The 13,668-nt window shown below is 53.7% G+C and carries 14 protein-coding genes; 12 read left to right on the forward strand and 2 right to left on the reverse strand.

Going from position 1 to position 13,668, the window contains the following annotated elements; genetic code table 11:
• Positions 1-40 precede the first annotated feature (40 nt).
• Entirely contained in the window at positions 41-1,459 is a 1,419-nt protein-coding gene (aspA, locus tag FPZ45_RS15775) for an aspartate ammonia-lyase (RefSeq protein WP_144703709.1), read from the forward strand.
• A 68-nt stretch (positions 1,460-1,527) separates the two neighbouring features.
• Here the strand turns inward: aspA and hemQ are convergent, their stop codons facing one another.
• A complete protein-coding gene (gene hemQ, locus FPZ45_RS15780; protein ID WP_144703712.1) occupies positions 1,528-2,274 on the reverse strand; it encodes a hydrogen peroxide-dependent heme synthase in 747 nt (248 codons plus the stop codon).
• A gap of 217 nt (positions 2,275-2,491) precedes the next feature.
• Between hemQ and FPZ45_RS15785 the strand changes: the two genes are divergently transcribed.
• The 9 genes from FPZ45_RS15785 to FPZ45_RS15825 all read left to right on the forward strand — a co-directional run bounded on the left by FPZ45_RS15785 (position 2,492) and on the right by FPZ45_RS15825 (position 10,316).
• Positions 2,492-2,803 (forward strand): YuiB family protein, encoded by a 312-nt coding sequence (locus tag FPZ45_RS15785; RefSeq protein ID WP_144703715.1) that lies wholly within the window; start codon positions 2,492-2,494, stop codon positions 2,801-2,803.
• A gap of 36 nt (positions 2,804-2,839) precedes the next feature.
• Complete coding sequence (locus FPZ45_RS15790; protein WP_144703718.1) at positions 2,840-3,253, forward strand: GtrA family protein; 414 nt, start codon at positions 2,840-2,842, stop codon at positions 3,251-3,253.
• 120 nt (positions 3,254-3,373) lie between these two features.
• Positions 3,374-4,891, forward strand: coding sequence for a DnaD domain protein (locus FPZ45_RS15795; RefSeq protein ID WP_144703721.1), 1,518 nt, complete (start codon positions 3,374-3,376; stop codon positions 4,889-4,891).
• A gap of 36 nt (positions 4,892-4,927) precedes the next feature.
• Positions 4,928-5,881: an ATP-binding protein gene (locus FPZ45_RS15800; RefSeq protein WP_144703724.1), complete on the forward strand. Its 954-nt coding sequence runs from the start codon at positions 4,928-4,930 to the stop codon at positions 5,879-5,881.
• 288 nt (positions 5,882-6,169) lie between these two features.
• The gene (locus tag FPZ45_RS15805) at positions 6,170-6,991 is read left to right on the forward strand and encodes a hypothetical protein (RefSeq protein WP_144703727.1); all 822 of its coding nucleotides are present in this window, start codon (positions 6,170-6,172) and stop codon (positions 6,989-6,991) included.
• 246 nt (positions 6,992-7,237) lie between these two features.
• The gene (locus tag FPZ45_RS15810; protein ID WP_144703730.1) at positions 7,238-8,335 is read left to right on the forward strand and encodes a sulfate ABC transporter substrate-binding protein; all 1,098 of its coding nucleotides are present in this window, start codon (positions 7,238-7,240) and stop codon (positions 8,333-8,335) included.
• A 33-nt stretch (positions 8,336-8,368) separates the two neighbouring features.
• Complete coding sequence (gene cysT, locus FPZ45_RS15815; RefSeq protein WP_144703733.1) at positions 8,369-9,214, forward strand: sulfate ABC transporter permease subunit CysT; 846 nt, start codon at positions 8,369-8,371, stop codon at positions 9,212-9,214.
• Between the two features lie 5 nt (positions 9,215-9,219).
• Positions 9,220-10,089 (forward strand): sulfate ABC transporter permease subunit CysW, encoded by an 870-nt coding sequence (gene cysW, locus FPZ45_RS15820; protein ID WP_144703736.1) that lies wholly within the window; start codon positions 9,220-9,222, stop codon positions 10,087-10,089.
• A 38-nt stretch (positions 10,090-10,127) separates the two neighbouring features.
• Positions 10,128-10,316, forward strand: a complete 189-nt coding sequence (locus FPZ45_RS15825) for a YezD family protein (RefSeq protein WP_144703739.1) — start codon at positions 10,128-10,130, stop codon at positions 10,314-10,316.
• A gap of 69 nt (positions 10,317-10,385) precedes the next feature.
• Here FPZ45_RS15825 and FPZ45_RS15830 read toward each other — a convergent pair whose 3' ends face one another.
• The gene (locus FPZ45_RS15830; protein ID WP_144703742.1) at positions 10,386-10,532 is read right to left on the reverse strand and encodes a YqzM family protein; all 147 of its coding nucleotides are present in this window, start codon (positions 10,530-10,532) and stop codon (positions 10,386-10,388) included.
• A 375-nt stretch (positions 10,533-10,907) separates the two neighbouring features.
• On the opposite strand from FPZ45_RS15830, the gene uvrC reads away from it, so the two are divergent.
• Entirely contained in the window at positions 10,908-12,839 is a 1,932-nt protein-coding gene (gene uvrC / locus FPZ45_RS15835) for an excinuclease ABC subunit UvrC (RefSeq protein ID WP_144703745.1), read from the forward strand.
• Positions 12,840-12,967: 128 nt separating this feature from the next.
• Entirely contained in the window at positions 12,968-13,663 is a 696-nt protein-coding gene (locus FPZ45_RS15840) for a YkoP family protein (protein WP_144703748.1), read from the forward strand.
• The last annotated feature ends 5 nt before the right edge of the window (positions 13,664-13,668 follow it).

The raw sequence follows: 13,668 nt of genomic DNA on the forward strand, positions 1-13,668 counted from the left end.
AGAGGGGAAGTGTACAGCCATGATAAGGGGAGATAATGCGATGACCGTGCGGATGGAGAAGGATTCGATTGGAAGCAAGGAAGTGCCCGGCTCGGTATATTACGGGATTCAAACGTTGCGAGCCGTCGAGAATTTTCCGATTACGGGGGTAGCGGTTCATCCCGAACTGGTCATAGCGTTGGCTCGCGTGAAAAAGGCGGCGGCATTGGCGAACATGGAATTGAAAAGGCTGCCGCATCAGATCGGACAAGCAGTCGTTCAAGCCGCTGAAGAAGTCGCGGGAGGGCAATGGTCCGATCAATTTATCGTCGATTCGATTCAAGGCGGCGCGGGAACGTCCATCAACATGAACATGAACGAAGTTCTGGCGAACCGGGCCTTGGAGATGATGGGCAAAGCCAAAGGCGATTATTTTCATTGCAGCCCCAACAACCACGTGAATATGTCCCAATCGACGAACGATGCGATTCCTACGGCGCTTCGAATCGCGGCGTATCGGCTGACCGAACAATTGCTGCATACGCTGCGGGCAGTGGCTAATGGCTTCGAGGACAAGGAGCGGGAATTCGACGATGTAATCAAAATGGGAAGGACGCACTTGCAGGATGCCGTTCCGATCCGGATGGGTCAAGAGTTTGGTGCATACGCGAAGGTTCTTGGCCGGGATATCGGGCGCATCGCCCGGTCGGCCGAAGGTCTGCTGGCGGTGAATATGGGAGCAACGGCCGTAGGCACGGGTTTGAACGCGACACCGGAATATATCTCTTTAGTCGTTAATTATATCGCCGAAGGAACGGGAATTCCGTTTCGTTCCGCGGACGATCTGGTAGACGCAACTCAGAATACGGATGCTTACACCGAGCTTTCGGCAGCGCTTAAAGTATGCGCGATGAATCTTTCGAAGATCTGCAACGACATTCGGCTCATGGCTTCCGGTCCCCATGTCGGCTTGAACGAGCTGCTGCTGCCGGCGAGGCAGCCAGGCTCCTCGATCATGCCGGGAAAGGTGAACCCGGTCATGGCGGAGGTCGTGAATCAGGCGGCTTTCCAGGTGATGGGGAACGACCATACGATCTGCATGGCATCGGAAGCGGGACAATTCGAGTTAAACGTCATGGGGCCGGTCATTGCGTTTAACCTGTTGCAGTCTTTACAGATCATGCAAAGGGCGCTCGATGTATTCAACCGATTTGCGCTGGAAGGCATGCAAGCGAACAAGGCGAAGTGCCAGTCCTATGTCGATCGGAGCTTCGGCATCGTGACGGCGCTTAATCCGCATCTCGGTTACGACGTGGCGGCGCAGCTTGTAAAAGAAGCGACGTCCACAGGGATGACGATTAAGGAATTGATATTGGAAAAAGGATTGCTTACGCAGGATGAGATGGACGAAATTCTCGATCCGATCCAGATGACGACGCCAGGTATCGCGGGGGAGCATTTGCTGAAGGATCAGCCATAATGATTCGATTACGGAAAAAAGGAGCTTTCCCTTAGGTTTAGGGAAAACTCCTTTTTGTGATGACGCGATTACCCTTGCAGCATGCGGGAGAATGACTCGCCCGTGAGCAGGTTGCCGACGTAGAACGCCCCGAATTCTCCGTAGCGGGCGCTTACTTCGTCGAAACGCATTTCATAGATCAGCTTCTTGAATTGCAGCGGATCGTCGGAGAACAGCGTTACGCCCCATTCCCAATCGTCGAAACCGACGGAACCGCAGATGATTTGCTTGACTTTGCCGGCATAGCCGCGACCGATCATGCCGTGGCTTCTCATCAGCGTTTTGCGCTCTTCCATCGGCAGCATGTACCAGTTGTCTTGCAGATCCCGTTTTTTGTTCATCGGGTAGAAGCAGATGTGCTTGCTTTTCGGCAAGATCGGCTTCAGGCGGGCGACGATTTCCGGTACTTGCATCGGATCTACGCCCGGCGTTCCCATATAGTTGCTCAGCTCCACGACGCTGACGTAAGAATAAGCTTTGCGAGTGAACCGGGCGAAGCTTGAGCGGTTAAACGCATTTTCGATCTCGTTCAATTCTTCAAGCGTTTCCCGAAGATGCATCACGATAAAATCTGCTTTCTGTCCGACGACCGAGTAGAAGGCAAAGCTGCCTTCTTTGCGGGCTTCTACCGCTTCCCATTCCGACAGCAGCTTCGACAATTCGTTAAGGGCTTCATCTTTCTCCGATTGCGTCGCGGCGTTCCAAGCTTGCCAGTCGATGCTGCGCAGATCATGCAGCGCATACCATCCATCCAACGTTTGAGCGGCTTCACTCATGGGTCATCTCTCCCTTGTCCATCGTTCTTCTCTTTTCCCATTGTAGCCCAAGCGGGAGGGGGGAGCAAACGATTCGCGGCGTTTCGACGGCGCAATCCGGCGCTTAATTCATTTTGTTCACATCTCATTCACACCCTGCTCGTTGACTGACGCCTGAGCAACTTGTAAACTAAAATCGTACGCTTTTGCGGATATGTTCGACTTGGAGGTTAACGGGATGATCGGTGGAGTTGTCGGAGGAGTTTTGTTCGGGATTATTGGCTCGCTGCTTTGTCTGGTGCTGTTTTTCGGCATCGGCTTTATATTGAACATGTTGATCAAGACGACATGGTTTCCGCTTTGGTTGTTCGTGATCGTCGTCATTCCGCTAGGCATTTGGCAATTGTGGCAAGACGATCTTAGTGTGACGGAGAATATCCAATCGCTGCTCGTGTCCGACACGATTCTGATCGTGGCCGGGGCCGTGGGTGCTTATTTAAGCGGATGGTCGATCCGGGCGCTTAGACGCGGCGGATACAAAATGTTCTAATGGCCGCCTTGCCGGATTGAAGTCAGGAGGAGACGCATGCTCCGATTATCAGAAGGTCTGAAAATGGCGAAATACGCGCTTGTGGGCGGACTGAACACAGGTGTGGATTTCGTCGTTTTTTGCGCGTTGGTCTACGGCTTCGGAACGGGCTCCGCATGGGCGCAAGCGATTTCTTATTTGGCCGGAGTGGCGAACAGCTACTTGCTGAACCGTTACTGGACATTCCGCGTGAAAGGAAAGCGAAGCGCGGCGGAAATCGTACGTTTTGCCGCCGTTAACGTTCTGTCATTCGCCTTTGCTACGGCCGTATTGCTTGGGTTGGAGTACTGGGGCACGGAGGCTGCCTTGGCGAAATTCGTGTCTATCGGTTGCTCGCTGGTCGTTAACTATGCAGGTTATCGCTTGTGGGTTTTTCGCGGGGAGGAACTGCAAAGCCAGAGGGCGGGATAATCACTTCAAAAGAGTAGTTGTCGTTAAGAGACTCCGAGTTCGCGAACAGGCGAGCGGGAGTCTTTTTTTACATCTCATCGAAAGATAGCTTTTATGCTACAATAGAACAATCATTAATCTATGAAAAGAGTTGTCGTTCCCGCGATGCGCGTGTCGAATTTGATGGAATTTACGGAAAACCACCGTTACTTTACGAGCCGGGATTTTGCTTTAAGCGGCATGGACCGCAAAGTGTTCGTTTCCCTCTATCAACCGATGGTGGGGGCGATTTCCGCTGCTTTCTATCATTTGCTCTATCATCAGGTGTCCGAAGACGGAATCGGAGCGACTTCGCCGGAGCCGCAGCGGAAGCTGTTCCTCGGTCTAGGCCTGGAGCTTAACGCGGCCGGGCGGCATACCGTGATCGACGCGGCTTCCCGTCTGGAGGCGGTCGGTCTGCTGCAAGTGTACCGCCATCACAACCCGGTAACGGAAGAATCGTTATACGAATACTTGTTATTGCGACCTCTCGATCCGGCTGAATTTTTCTCCAACTATCATCTGACTTTGCTATTAAGAGATAAGATCGGTCATAGCGCCTTGCTCGAAATTCGCGAAGGATTCACGCCGGAGCCTCCCGCTGAACTTGTCCGGTTCGTGAATCGGGAGGAGGCCACGGCGCATTTCTCCGACATTTTCCGAATCAGCCCAGGGATCGCGGATTCGGATCTTGAATCCGGATGGACGGAAAGCGCAGTTTCGAAGGAGCGCGCACCGGTTCAGCCGCAGGAAAGAATACGCCACAGCGATATGCTGCTGCGTTTTCCGCGCGGCTCCGTTAACCGAGGGTTCGTGGAACGGCTTAATCGGTCGCCCGAGGCGATGGCGCAATTGAACTATTTGGCCTATAAATTCGATTTGGAAGCTCCGGAAATTTGCCGTCTGCTCGACGAAGACGGAATCTTCCGGGAAGACGGCACGTTGTTATGGGACGAATTGCAGCAGCGCGCGAATCTGATGTATCGCCAGGATCGCAAGCGGGCGGAAGAACGGGACAGGTTCCTCGCGCGAACCGAAGGGCGAGCGGCGTCAGAGCCGACGGAGGCGGTTGCGCTCCCGACGGCGCATCTGTTGGACATTCCCGAACGGTTTAGGGAGAACGTGACCGTTGTTCAATATAACGAAATGCTTTGCAGAGAGCCCTATACTCGAATGTTGTCCCGATATTTTCCCGGAGAGGTGCCGGAGAACTTCGGCCGCGTGTTCGAACGCATCGACTTGAGTTACAAGCTTCCGGAGCCGGTAATCAACGTCCTGATCCATTATGTATTTTCGCTGGGCAGGGCCCAGAGGTTAACCCGATCGTTCGTCGATGCGATCGCGTCGAATATGCTTGCCAAAGGAATCGATTCGTTCGAGAAAGCCGTCCTTTATACGCGCGAGCAGGAGAAGCTCAACGCCGAGCTGGATCGCAAGCGCCGTGGCGAAGAGCCTGTACGCGGAAACGGTGCCGGTACATACGCTGGCGGTAAGGGTAAGACGGCCGGGCGCAAACCCGCGATGTCCGTGGTCAAGGATACGGGGCCGACTGAGGAAGTTACGCCGGAGGATCTGGAACGGATGCTTGCGCGTGCGCGCGAACTAAAAGGAAAATCGTAATCGGTATTCGAACTGTGAGGAGAGGAGGAACAAACGATGGAATCTTTAAGCGAATCGATAAGCCGTTTGCCATTCGGGCAAGCCGACAAATCGGCGGAAATCGCCGATCGCGTGCTCGGGGACCCGCTTGTCGCCAAGCTTCGCGAACGATACCCTGAACTGGACGAACGCGTGCTGCGGTTGAACATGAACCGACTGTACCAAATGACGACGGAATATCGCAATTGTCGGTCTTGCCCGGGGCTTGATGCTTGTCCGAACGACCTGCAAGGCCATTCGACGGGGATCAACTGCGAGCAGGTAAACGGCCGCTGGCAGATTCACGACTATAAGACCGCCTGTACCAAGTGGACGGCTTTCGAGCAGCAGGAACGCATTCGTCGCCGGGTCACGAGCCTGTACGTAGACGAGAAAGCGTTGGGCGAGCATTACGACGAAGAAGAGATGCTTCGCTTGGATCCGAACCGGGCCGTCGCGGTAGATCGGCTGCAGGAATACGTGCAGACGGCGATCAGGGAAGGCTTGCCGAAGCGCGGCTTGTATTTGCAGGGCGATTTCGGTACAGGCAAAACCTATATGGCTGGGTATTTGCTTCAGAAACTGGCGAAGGTGGGCTTTACAGGTGTCATCGTCTATATGCCGGAGTTCGTCGAAGATGCCAAAGCGTTGATGTTTGAGCCGCAGAAGTTAAAGGAAACGATCACGCTCATGAAGGATGCCGATCTGCTCGTATTCGACGACATCGGCGCGGAAAATTTGACCCCCTGGGTCAGAGACCATGTGCTCGGGGCGATATTGAACCATCGGATGAACCGCAAGCCGACTTTCTACACGTCCAATCACGATCTCGACGATCTGGAGAAGCATTTCAGCTTCACCCACAAAGAAGGCGAAGAAATGCACAAAGGCCAGCGACTCATGGACCGCGTCCGTCCGTTCGTGGATGTCGTTCACGTCCGCGGGCGCAACCACCGGGGTTCTCGGAACTGATAAGATGTAAACAACTCTCCAATGGAGGGTTGTTTTTTTGTTTAGAAGCCCTGTTGCGCGCGCACCAGTCTCTGAAGAGAAGGGGACTCGCCGGTATCGCCCAAACTAGCGGAAATGACAGCCCTTATTTGCCCGAATTTCCTCCGACAATAAATCTAACGGAATGGGCAGCCGTTATATGCTCGAATTAGGTATGATTCATGCTTTTAGAGCCCCAATAGGGTCTCCTATTTCCGTTAGGTTTTGAGTAACATCGCTGTCCGTAATATCGGCTCAGAAGGGTGAGCCATGCTCCTCGTCATTGCTGCTTTTTGCGACAATGGAGGAGTTCGTGAGGAGATGCGGCCCGCCATTGCTGCATTTTGCGACAATGGGAGGGTTCGTGAGGAGATGCGGCCCGCGATTGCTGCATTTTGCGACAATGGAGGAGTTCGTGAGCAGATGCGGCCCGCGATTGCTGCAATTTGCGACAATGGGAGAGTGCGTGAGCAGATGCGGCCCGCCATTGCTGCAATTTGCGACAATGGGAGAGTGCGTGAGCAGATGCGGCCCGCGATTGCTGCTTTTTGCGACAATGGGAGAGTTCGTGAGCAGATGTGGCCCGCCATTGCTGCAATTTGCGACAATGGGAGAGTGCGCGAGGAGATGTGGCCCACCATTGCTGCGTTTTGCGACAATGGGAGAGTTCGTGAGCAGATGTGGCCCGCCATTGCTGCATTTTGCGACAATGGGGGAGTGCGTGAGCAGATGCGGCCCGCCATTGCTGCAATTTGCGACAATGGGGGAGTTCGTGAGCAGATGTGGCCCACCATTGCTGCAATTTGCGACAATGGGGGAGTTCGTGAGCAGATGTGGCCCACCATTGCTGCATTTTGCGACAATGGGAGAGTGCGCGAGCAGATGTGGCCCGCCATTGCTGCAATTTGCGACAATGGGAGAGTTCGTGAGCAGATGTGGCCCACCATTGCTGCATTTTGCGACAATGGGAGGGTTCGTGAGCAGGCGTGGCCCGCCATTGCTGCATTTTGCGACAATGGGAGAGTTCGTGAGCAGGCGTGGCCCGCCAATGCTGCAATTTGCGACAATGGGAGGCGGTCCCACTGTGAATGAGTGCTGGCGAGGACTACTTTAAACATATATCAATTTTATTTATAACATCTTATTGACAATAAGCTAGGCCTGCTGATATGATTTCACCAATAACCTACTAAACAGGTAGGATATATAGTTTAAATTGGATTTGATGCTTTTGCACCATGTTGAACGCTAAGACTACAAAGCAACTAGAGGAACCACCGAATTGGCCAATCGGAGTTCCGCCTAAAGCAAAGACAGAATAGGGTAGGGTGGATGAACATGAAAACCATTAAAAATCTTCGCGTCGTCCTAATCGCGACATTATTGATTTCGGTTTTGTCGGCATGCGGCTCTAAAAACAACAACGAGCCATCCAAAGAAGCATCGCCAGGCGCGTCGGCGCCAAGCTCCGCATCCCAGAACGCTTCCCCCGGCAAGCCGAAAGATATCGAACTACTTAACGTTTCTTACGATCCAACTCGCGAGCTCTACGAAGAGTACAACAAAAGCTTCGCGGAATATTGGAAACAGAAAACCGGCGGCAAAATTACGATCAAACAATCTCACGGCGGTTCCGGTAAGCAGGCGCGGGCCGTTATCGATGGCCTAGAGGCCGATGTCGTCACTCTAGCGCTTGGATACGATATCGACCAAATTGCGGCAACCGGCGCGATCAAGGAGGATTGGCAGAAATCCTTCGACGACAATAGCACGCCGTACACGTCCACGATCGTATTTCTCGTTCGTAAAGGCAATCCGAAAGGCATTAAGGACTGGGACGATTTGATCAAAGACGGCATCCAGGTCATTACGCCGAATCCAAAGACGTCCGGAGGCGCCCGCTGGAATTACCTTGCGGCATGGGGATATGCAACCAAGACGCTCGGATATGACGAAGCGCAGACGCTCGATTTCCTCAAGAAGCTGTTCAAGAACGTCCCTGTGCTCGACACGGGTGCGCGCGGTTCTACGACGACGTTCGTGGAGAAAGGAATCGGCGACGTTCTGCTCGCATGGGAGAACGAAGCTTATCTGGCGCTTAAGGAGTTCGGCGACGAATATGAGATTGTCACGCCTTCGCTCAGCATTCTAGCCGAGCCTCCCGTTGCTATCGTTGACAAGAACGTCGACAAGAAAGGGACTCGGGAAGCGGCGGAAGAATACTTGAAATATTTGTACACCGAGGAAGGGCAGGAAATCGCGGCGAAGAACTTCTACCGCCCGCGCCTTCAATCGGTTGCCGACAAATACAAAGACCAGTTCGGAACGCTGAATCTGCTGACGATCGATCAAGACTTCGGAGGCTGGAAAGAAGCGCAAACGAAACATTTCGCCGACGGCGGGACGTTCGATCAAATCTATACGCCGGGATCCTAACCAAGGGCCGGCAAGAGAGGTTATGGCGGCCACATGACATTCCTTCGCAAGAAAGACCGGGTACTGCCGGGATTGCCGATCACGCTGGGATTTACCGTTCTGTATTTAAGCCTGATCGTATTGATTCCATTGGTGGCTCTGGCGATCAAGTCCGCGGAGCTATCCCCCGCGGAATGGTGGAACACGGTGACCAATCCGCGGGTCGTGGCGTCGTATAAATTAAGCTTGCTGACCGCGTTCTACGCGGGACTGGTGAATCTGGTTTTCGGTTTGCTGCTGGCATGGGTGCTTGTTCGATACAAGTTCCCGGGGAAAAGGATCGTCGACGGCCTGATCGATTTGCCGTTCGCCCTTCCGACGGCCGTCGCGGGCATCGCCCTAACGACAATCTATGCGCCGAAGGGGTGGGTCGGCTCCTTGTTGCAGCCGCTAGGCATTAAAGTCGCTTATTCGCCGCTAGGTATTACAATCGCGCTTATCTTCATCGGAATTCCTTTCGTGGTCAGGACGGTGCAGCCCGTGCTGCAGGATATGGAAACCGATATGGAGGAAGCCGCCGCCACGTTGGGAGCTTATAGGGCGAGAACGTTCTTCAGGATCGTTTTGCCGGAATTGATTCCTCCGCTGCTGACCGGCTTTGCGCTCGCCTTCGCCCGCGGCATCGGGGAATACGGCTCGGTCGTCTTCATCTCCGGTAACATGCCGATGAAGACGGAAATCGCGCCGCTTCTCATCATTACGAAGCTTGAGCAATTTCAATATGCCCAAGCGGCCGCGGTGGCGGTTGTCCTGCTCCTGATCTCGTTTGGACTTCTGCTATTGATCAACATCTTGCAAAGGTGGAGCAATCGCCGCCTGCGCACCGCCAAAGGAGGCTGACGGGAATGGGTGGTATCGTTACGAATCCCCGAGCGGGGAAAAGCAAGCCCATACGTCCGCATCTGACCGAGCCGCGGGTCGTGAGATATGTTCTGATCGGCATCGCGCTGCTGTTTCTCGGGTTGATCGTGATCCTTCCAATGGCGGCGGTGATCGCGGAGGCGTTCCGCAAAGGCTGGGATGCTTACGTATCTGCTTTATCCAATAAGGACGCGATGTCCGCGCTCAAATTGACGCTGCTGACGGCGCTGATCGCCGTACCGCTCAATACCCTTTTCGGCGTGGCGGCGGCGTGGGCGGTAACGAAGTTTTCTTTTCGCGGCAAAAACCTGCTCGTTACGCTGATTGATTTGCCTTTTGCCGTTTCTCCGGTTGTCAGCGGCTTGATCTACGTACTGTTGTTCGGCGCGCAAGGGTTTCTGGGACCGTGGCTGAGCGATCATAATATCCATATTATTTTCGCAACTCCGGGGATCGTGCTCGCGACGATGTTCGTCACGTTTCCGTTCGTGGCAAGAGAATTGATCCCGCTGATGGAGGCGCAGGGCGTTCAGGACGAAGAAGCGGCGGTTAGCTTGGGGGCCAGAGGTTGGCGGGTATTCTTCAAAGTTACGCTGCCGAATATCAAGTGGGGACTGCTGTACGGCATGATTCTGTGCAACGCGCGGGCGATGGGAGAGTTCGGAGCCGTATCCGTCGTTTCCGGCCATATCCGCGGCGAAACGAATACGTTGCCGCTTCATATCGAGATTCTGTATAACGAGTACCAGTTCAGCGCGGCATTCGCCGTTGCGTCCATGCTTATGCTGCTCGCCGTCGTCACGCTTATCGTGAAATCCATTCTGGAAAGCCGAATGAGTCGAGAGGAACATTAGACGATTCGAACATCGGTACGCAAACGGAGGAACCAAAGATGGCCAAACCTGTAGAATTAGACGATCGCTGGCTGGGCAGAATTGCCGAGCAAGTGAATGGATTGGAATACGGCGAAGTAAACATCATCATTCATGATGGAAGAATCGTGCAGATCGAGCGCAAGGAACGCAAGCGCTACGACGACGTCGCGCGATTGCCGAGGAAGGAACCGCAGAAACATCTTTAACCGGTTCCCCGTACGAAAAAGGAGAAAGAGAGGGCCAACGCCCTCTCTTTCTCCTTTTGTCGAACGTCATTAGGAAATAATAAATTTAACGACAACCGCCGCTGTAAATACAACGAACATGAAGCCGAACATCACTCCGAAGCCGACGGCCGTATCGGAAAAATCGTCGCGCGGCTCTTCGTTGATGTGCTGGCGGGGATCTCTAACATTTTCCATGGATGGAAGCCTCCTGACACATTCACTCACTATCATTACTTACAGAGGAAGTTCGAAAAGTCCAATTTTGATCACGAAGTGATTCAAGGAGCGGAATCGGCATCGAATCTTGAATTCAGCCGGGCCTTCCGGTGCTCACGTAGGTTTCTCCTACGCTCCGCTCCTCACACCCTAAGCTTCATCCAACCTTCTCGGTGCTGAAAACCGAACTTTTCGAACACATATATCACTAGTATACCCAACATCGCTTTTTGTTGTAAAGTATTCCCGAAACGGAGAGGTGACAAGTTTGCGACAACGGATCGACAGGGTGTGCTACAATGGAAGAACGAGTGTTCTGCCCTTTTCGGGTTAGGTAAAAAGGAGGCGCCATTGATGGACATCCCGAATTCTTCGGCAAGCCGGGACAAAGCGATGGAAAAAATACGCCATAAGCTGGCGCTGCTCCCGGATCAGCCGGGCTGCTATTTAATGAAGAACGACGAAGGAAAAATCATCTACGTCGGCAAAGCCAAGGTGCTCAAAAATCGCGTGCGTTCGTATTTCACGGGCAGCCACGACGGCAAAACGCAAAAGCTTGTCTCGGAAATCCGGGACTTCGAATATATCGTGACCGCCAGCAACACGGAATCGCTCATTCTCGAATGCAACTTGATCAAGGAGCATTTTCCCCGTTACAACGTGCTGCTGAAGGACGATAAATCGTTCCCCTATTTGAAGATCACGCACGAAAAACATCCCAAGTTGGAAGTGACGCGGAGGGTCATCAAGGACAAGGGCAAATATTTCGGGCCATATCCGAACGCGTTCGCCGCGCAGGAAACGAAGAAACTCCTGGATAGGATGTACCCGCTGCGCAAATGCAATACGCTCCCGGACAAAGTATGCCTGTACTATCATATGGGCCAATGCGTCGCGCCTTGCGAATATCCGGTCGAGCAGTCGACCTATGACGAGATGGTCGGAGAAATCTCGCGGTTTCTTAATGGCGGCCATACAGAAATCAAAAAAGAATTGAAACGCAAAATGGAGCAGGCGGCTGAAGAGCTGCAGTTCGAGCGGGCGAAGGAGTATCGCGATCAGATCGTGGCGATCGAAGCGCTCATGGAGAAGCAGACGATCAATATGGCCGACGCGATGGACCGCGACGTCTTCGGCTATGCCGTGGACAAAGGCTGGATGTGCGTGCAGATTCTGTATATGCGCCAAGGCAAAATGAACCAGCGCCATATGTCCGTATTTCCTTATTACGGAGAGCCGTACGACGATTTTCTTAGCTACGTGACCCAGTACTACAGCGATAACCCCGCATTGCCCAGGGAGGTTCTGCTGCCGTCGTCGCCCGAGGAAGAAGCGAAGCAGCCAAAAGTCGTGTACCAACCGATACGGGAACGGGTTGCGGAAGCTAAGGAAACATACGGAGAAGACGCAGAGCACGATCATCCAGAGGAGGGCGAGGAGGCGGAGGTTGGCGAATCGTTGCGGCGCTGGCTGAAAATCAAGGTGGCGATTCCACGCAGAGGATCGAAGCGCCAGCTCGTCGCGATGGCAAGCGACAATTCCCGCGTCGCGCTCGAGGAGAAATTCCGGCTCATCGAACGGGACGAGTCGCGTACGAATAAAGCGGCGGACGGACTGGCGAATTGGATCGGAATCCCGAGCGCCAACCGCATCGAAGCGTTCGACAACTCGAACATTCAGGGCGCATCCCCGGTCTCGGCGATGGTCGTGTTCACGAACGGAAAACCGGACAAAAAAGAATACCGCAAATATAACGTAAAAACGGTCCAAGGACCGGATGACTACGAATCGATGCGGGAAGTCGTGCGTCGCCGTTACGAGCGGGTGCTGAAGGAAGGGCTGACATTGCCCGATCTGATCGTCGTCGACGGCGGCAAAGGTCATATCGCCTCGGTGCTGGACGTGCTCGTGAACGAGCTAGGCCTTGACGTTCCGGTATGCGGACTGGCCAAAGATGACAAGCACCGAACGGCGCAGCTGCTCGTGGGTGATCCTCCGGAAGTCGTTCCGCTGCCTCGCGACAGCCAGGAATTTTATTTGCTGCAGCGCATTCAGGACGAGGTGCACCGCTTCGCGATTACGTTCCACCGCGAGAAGCGGGCGAAATCGATGGTTGCCTCCCGTCTCGATGCGATTCCGGGTATAGGAGAAAAGCGGCGCAAGCAGTTGCTTAGTCACTTCGGCTCGCTTAAGGCGATTAAGGAAGCGACGGTCGAAGATTTCAAGGCAGTGTCGATCGGAGAGGCATTGGCCAAGCGAATACTCGAGGAACTGAACGCAGAATAACCATCACAACAAGAACGGACAGCGTAGCAACCGCCAGATCGTACTGGCGGTTTTTTTTTGCGGACAAGCCAAGACCTTAGTCTAACCCCGACTGGACGAAAGACAGTTCGAGAACCCGACGAGAAGCGATGGGAGCCGGGGCGGCGGGAGGATACAATGAATTCAACGCGGAAAACGGCGAATACGTTGGCAAGGGTGGGTTTACGATGGGCAATCAACCTATGGCTAGGCAAACGATCTGGCTCATGTGGGAAAATGCGATCGGAAGGATCATAGGCATGACGAGCGAATATACGTTAGAAGCCGGGATGTGCAAGGTGCTGGTCAAGAAGCATTCCGGGGACGACATCGTATGCGAGGACGGAACCCGGATTCGTAAAGGGGACCGCGTCGGCGAGTTGCATCTGAATAACCGGATGGTGTTGGAGCTGACTCGTCAAGCTGGCCCGAACCGGGCCGCGCTTCGGACGGCTCGTCTTGCCCGCGATTCCCTTCAGAGGATTTCGGAAGAATGGGAGAAACGGCCGGAGATGGCCGAGATGAAAGCATTGGTGGGGGTAACCCTGCTTCATCGGGGGCTGACCCATGGACTTGGCTTCGAGCAGATGCGCCTTCCGTCGAGAAGGTTCGAGTGGTTGTGTTCCTTCTACTTAAAATTGCTGCTTAGATTTATGCATCCCGACGGCTTGGAACGGATCGGGCGGAACAAGGAAAAGCTGACTCCGCTTTTGCTCGTCTGCTCGCGCGACAACTTAAGAAACCGATTCATCTTTAGAAAACCTTCAGAAAGTTCTCGGGATGTTCCTTATTCTTCTTGTTTATGATGTGT

The sequence above is a fragment of the Cohnella terricola genome (assembly GCF_007786475.1).
GTDB classification, from domain to species: Bacteria; Bacillota; Bacilli; order Paenibacillales; family Paenibacillaceae; genus Cohnella; species Cohnella terricola.

Bases quoted from the DNA above. Each gene is read 5' to 3' on its own strand.
- aspA (WP_144703709.1), top strand. From the start codon at position 41: ATGACCGTGCGGATGGAGAAGGATTCGATTGGAAGCAAGGAAGTGCCC.
- hemQ (WP_144703712.1), bottom strand. From the start codon at position 2,274: ATGAGTGAAGCCGCTCAAACGTTGGATGGATGGTATGCGCTGCATGAT.
- FPZ45_RS15785 (WP_144703715.1), top strand. From the start codon at position 2,492: ATGATCGGTGGAGTTGTCGGAGGAGTTTTGTTCGGGATTATTGGCTCG.
- FPZ45_RS15790 (WP_144703718.1), top strand. From the start codon at position 2,840: ATGCTCCGATTATCAGAAGGTCTGAAAATGGCGAAATACGCGCTTGTG.
- FPZ45_RS15795 (WP_144703721.1), top strand. From the start codon at position 3,374: ATGAAAAGAGTTGTCGTTCCCGCGATGCGCGTGTCGAATTTGATGGAA.
- FPZ45_RS15800 (WP_144703724.1), top strand. From the start codon at position 4,928: ATGGAATCTTTAAGCGAATCGATAAGCCGTTTGCCATTCGGGCAAGCC.
- FPZ45_RS15805 (WP_144703727.1), top strand. From the start codon at position 6,170: ATGCTCCTCGTCATTGCTGCTTTTTGCGACAATGGAGGAGTTCGTGAG.
- FPZ45_RS15810 (WP_144703730.1), top strand. From the start codon at position 7,238: ATGAAAACCATTAAAAATCTTCGCGTCGTCCTAATCGCGACATTATTG.
- cysT (WP_144703733.1), top strand. From the start codon at position 8,369: ATGACATTCCTTCGCAAGAAAGACCGGGTACTGCCGGGATTGCCGATC.
- cysW (WP_144703736.1), top strand. From the start codon at position 9,220: ATGGGTGGTATCGTTACGAATCCCCGAGCGGGGAAAAGCAAGCCCATA.
- FPZ45_RS15825 (WP_144703739.1), top strand. From the start codon at position 10,128: ATGGCCAAACCTGTAGAATTAGACGATCGCTGGCTGGGCAGAATTGCC.
- FPZ45_RS15830 (WP_144703742.1), bottom strand. From the start codon at position 10,532: ATGGAAAATGTTAGAGATCCCCGCCAGCACATCAACGAAGAGCCGCGC.
- uvrC (WP_144703745.1), top strand. From the start codon at position 10,908: ATGGACATCCCGAATTCTTCGGCAAGCCGGGACAAAGCGATGGAAAAA.
- FPZ45_RS15840 (WP_144703748.1), top strand. From the start codon at position 12,968: ATGGGAGCCGGGGCGGCGGGAGGATACAATGAATTCAACGCGGAAAAC.